Here is a 3,874-nt window from a genome sequence, read left to right as displayed (position 1 = left end):
GGGCGGTCACCGGCGTCCCGTGCGAGCGAGCGGAGCATGTCGCCGCCACCTCGGGCGCCGTCGTCGTCCAGTGTGACCTGGACGAGCTGACAGCCACCGTCCGCGTGCGGATCGGCGCGGGCCTCGTCGCGGCCGAGGCGCGAGCACGGGCCGGCCCGGCGCCGTGACCGCTGCGAGGGTGTCGGGAGGTGCTTCCCGTGGGCTCTCAGCGTCCTCTCCCTCTGGCGGTGTGTATGGTGTGCATCGTAGAAAGGACGCCACGTGGCAGCTGTCAAGAGTCCTGCGGGCAAGAAACTCGTCATCGTCGAGTCTCCGACGAAGATGCGCTCGATCCAGGGCTATCTGGGGGACGGGTATGAGGTCCTGAGTTCGGTCGGGCACATCCGTGACCTCGCCGACAAGAAGGACATCCCCGCCGAGCTGAAGAAGACCTCGGTGGGAAAGTACTCGATCGACATCGAGAACGGGTTCACCCCTTTATATGTGGAGAGTGAGCGCGGCAAGAAGACCGTCGCCGAGCTCAAGCGCGCACTCCGGAACGCCGATGAGCTCCTGCTCGCCACGGATGAAGACCGCGAGGGCGAGGCGATCGCGTGGCACCTGCTCGAAGCACTCAAGCCCAAGGTGCCCGTCAAGCGCATGGTCTTCCACGAGATCACGAAGGACGCGATCCGCGCCGCCGTCGACAACACTCGTGAACTCGACCTCGCGCTCGTGGACGCTCAGGAGACCCGCCGCATCCTCGACCGGCTCTACGGGTGGGACGTCTCCGACGTCACCCGCCGCAAGGTCGGACAGGGCACGTCGGCCGGCCGTGTGCAGTCCGCCGCGACCCGGCTGATCGTAGACCGTGAGCGCGAGCGGATGGCGTTCGTCTCGGCATCCTATTGGGACGTCGAAGCCGTCGCTGCGACGCGCTCCCCATCGAGGAACGCGGCCGCGTCCTTCGCGACGCGCCTCACCCGCCTCGACGGCGCACCGCTCGCCCGCGGCACCGACTTCGACGACGCCGGTCAGCTCAAGAAGGCCGTCGTCGTCCTCGGCGAGACGCAGGCGAGGGAACTCGCGGATGCCGTCGCGCAGCGCGGCGAGGCGACGGTCACCGCGATCGAGGCCAAACCCGGCACCCGCAGCCCCAAGCCGCCCTTCACGACCTCGACCCTCCAGCAGGAGGCCGGTCGCAAGCTCTCGATGAGCGCGAAGCACGCCATGGGCGTCGCGCAGCGTCTGTACGAGAAGGGCTACATCACCTATATGCGCACCGACTCGACGGCTCTGTCCACACAGGCCGTCGTTGCGGCGCGCACGCAGGCGGTCGCCCTCTACGGCGACAAGGCGGTGCCGGCGAACCCGCGCAGCTATCGCAACAACAGCAAGAACGCGCAGGAGGCGCACGAGGCGATCCGCCCGTCGGGTGACCAGTTCCGTACCCCGTCGTCGGTCGCCTCGGCGCTCGACCGCGACGAGGCCCGCCTGTACGACCTCATCTGGAAGCGGACGATCGCCTCGCAGATGTCCGACGCCAAGTACGAGACGACGACCGTCACCCTTGACGCCGACGCTGCGGGCAGGACGGCGTCGTTCACGGCATCCGGCACCGTCTACACGTTCAAGGGATTCCTGGAGGCGTATGAAGAGGGCCGCGACGAGAAGCGCGGCGATGCCGACAAAGCCGAGGACCAGGCGCTGCCGCAGCTCGCGGTCGGCGATGTGCTGACCCTGCGCGACGTCGAGCCCAAGGGTCACGCCACGAGCCCGAAGCCGCGCTACACCGAGGCCTCGCTCGTGAAGGCGCTCGAAGAGAAAGGCATCGGCCGCCCGTCGACGTTCGCGTCGATCATCGACGTCATCCTGAACCGCGAGTACGTCACCAAGCGTGGCCAGGCGCTCGTGCCGAGCTGGCTCGCTTTCAGCGTCGTGCGGCTGCTCGAAGAGCACTTCGCCGACCTCGTCGACTACGACTTCACTGCCGCGCTCGAAGACGACCTCGACGCTATCGCCCGCGGCGAGCAGCAGCGCGTCGCGTGGCTCAACGAGTTCTACTTCGGCTCCGAGAACCACGTCGGGCTGCGCCGAATCCTCGACAACCTCGGTGAGATCGACGCACGAGAGATCAACTCGACGCGCATCGGCGACGTCGCGACTCTCCGCTTCGGCCGCTACGGGCCCTACCTGGAGGTGCCGACCGGCGAGGGTGCGACGCGCATCGTCAACGTGCCGAGCGACCTCGCGCCCGATGAGCTCACGCCCGCCAAGGCTCGCGAGCTGATCGAGGCGCCCGTCGCGGGCGACCGTGTGCTGGGACAGAATCCCGAGAACGGGCGCGACATCGTCGTCAAGGACGGCCGCTTCGGTCCCTACCTCGAAGAGGTGCTGCCTGCCGAGTCGGCACCGGAGCCCGAGCCGACCGCCGAAGGCGCTCCCAAGAAGCGCGTGAAGAAGGTCGAGGCGCCCAAGCCTCGCCGGGCGTCGCTGTTCAAGAGCATGTCGCCCGAAACGATCGATCTCGACACCGCGCTGAAGCTGTTCTCGCTGCCGCGCACGGTCGGCATCGATCCCGAGTCGGGGACGCCCATCACGGCCCAGAACGGTCCGTACGGCCCCTATCTCAAGAAGGGCACCGATTCGCGCTCGATCGGCAGCGAGCAGCAGATCTTCGACATCGCGCTCGAGGAGGCGCTGGAGATCTACGCGCAGCCGAAGTACGCGAATCGTGCCGCGACCGCGCTCAAGGAGTTCGAGGCCGACCCGGTCAGCGGCAAGCCCATCCGGATCAAGGACGGCCGATTCGGTGCGTACGTCACCGACGGCACCACCAACGTCACGATCCCGCGGGGGCAGACAGCGGACGACATCACGTTCGAGATCGCTGTGCAGATGCTCGCCGACAAGCGCGCCAAGGGGCCCGCCCCCAAGCGGGCGACCAGGCGCTCGACCACGACGCGCAAGCCCGCCGCCAAGAAGAACTGAAGCGCAGAGATGACGCGCGGGCTGTGGGTCACCTTCGAGGGCGGTGACGGCTCGGGCAAGACGACGCAGGCGACGCTGCTGGAGATATGGCTGCGGAACCAGGGCTGCTCCGTCGTGCGCACCCGCGAGCCCGGAGGCACCGAGGTGGGCGTTCTCGTCCGGGACATCGTGCTCCACCACCGGGGCGAGGTCGCGCCGCGCGCCGAGGCGCTGCTGTATGCCGCCGACCGCGCGCAGCACATCGCAACGCTCGTGCGCCCGGCGCTGGAGCGCGGCGAGATCGTCGTCCAGGATCGCTATCTCGACTCGTCCGTCGCGTACCAGGGCGCAGGTCGGGTGCTGGATGCCGACGAGATCCGCGATCTGTCGCTGTGGGCGGCCGAGGGCGCGCTGCCGGACGTGACGGTGCTGCTCGACCTCGACCCTGCAGCCGCGCGCAGCCGGCTGAACGCCGCCGACAAGCCCTTCGACCGCCTCGAAGCGGAGCAGAGCGAGTTCCACGAGCGGGTCCGCGCCGCGTTCCTGGAGCTCGCGGCATCCGATCCCCATCGCTTTCTGGTGCTCGACGCGACCCTGCCCGCCGCCGAGCTCGCCGCCGCTATCCGCGCCCGCCTCGCGCCCCTGCTGGCCTGAGCGCACCCGTATCTTCCCTCACCCCCTTCCTTCCCTCCCTCCCTCCCTTCCCTCCCTCCTTTCCCTCCTTCCCTCCCCTCCCGCGAGCCGCTACGTTTCGACCGAGCCGCTACGTTTCGCCGCGTCGGATCATGGCGGTTCGGGCGGAACATAGCGGCTCGGCGGAGCGGGCCCGCTGGGCGGAGGGGCCCGGCTGGGGGAGGGGGCGGAGGGGGTGGCGGGAGAGGGAGCGTCGGCGGCACGACGTAGGCTGGTCGGCATGACCCCCGAC

General features: G+C 69.1%; 2 protein-coding genes. Both read left to right on the top strand.

Translation table 11 applies throughout. The annotated features are described in order from the left end of the window. Positions 1 to 321: 321 nt before the first annotated feature. Complete coding sequence (gene topA, locus WBP48_RS04015) at positions 322 to 2,970, top strand: type I DNA topoisomerase (RefSeq protein ID WP_424436437.1); 2,649 nt, start codon at positions 322 to 324, stop codon at positions 2,968 to 2,970. A gap of 9 nt (positions 2,971 to 2,979) precedes the next feature. Next, entirely contained in the window at positions 2,980 to 3,603 is a 624-nt protein-coding gene (gene tmk, locus WBP48_RS04010) for a dTMP kinase (RefSeq protein ID WP_424436434.1), read from the top strand. Positions 3,604 to 3,874 lie beyond the last annotated feature (271 nt).

The organism is Microbacterium sp. (assembly GCF_049661145.1).
Lineage (GTDB): Bacteria > Actinomycetota > Actinomycetes > Actinomycetales > Microbacteriaceae > Microbacterium.
Note: the sequence above shows the minus strand (reverse complement) of the source record. Positions and strands in the feature narration are given on the sequence as shown.